Source organism: Dorea sp. 210702-DFI.3.17 (assembly GCF_020560825.1).
GTDB classification, from domain to species: Bacteria; Bacillota; Clostridia; order Lachnospirales; family Lachnospiraceae; genus Dorea; species Dorea formicigenerans.
In genome coordinates, this window is the sequence record NZ_JAJCNB010000102.1 from 1 (window position 1) to 290 (window position 290).

A 290-nucleotide genomic window follows, 5' to 3' on the forward strand; every position below is an offset into this window, starting at 1 on the left:
AACTCTGCCTTCATTTCAGGCTCGCAAACGTGATATACTGTGAGTCCAAGCTGGACCCCTGTCAATGGACCTGCGAATGTCGGATCTCCTGCTGTTACAGTCTCAGCTGCAAGACCTGCAGCTTCACCTTCTGCAGCACCAAGAACTACTACTAAGTTCTCTGCGCCGTATTCATCAGCGAAATCCTTTACTCTTTTCTGATTCTCTAAGTCCATTGCGCCTGCGCTCGTTCAGACGAAACACTCCGTAGATGAAAATACTACTTCAGCACCAGCAGTTTTTACGCACTC

General features: G+C 48.3%; 1 protein-coding gene. It reads right to left on the bottom strand.

Annotation, left to right across the window (positions count from 1 at the left end):
- The coding region (gene grdA / locus LI149_RS15130) for a glycine/sarcosine/betaine reductase complex selenoprotein A (protein ID WP_252200410.1) at window positions 1-290 on the bottom strand (290 nt) is incomplete at both ends.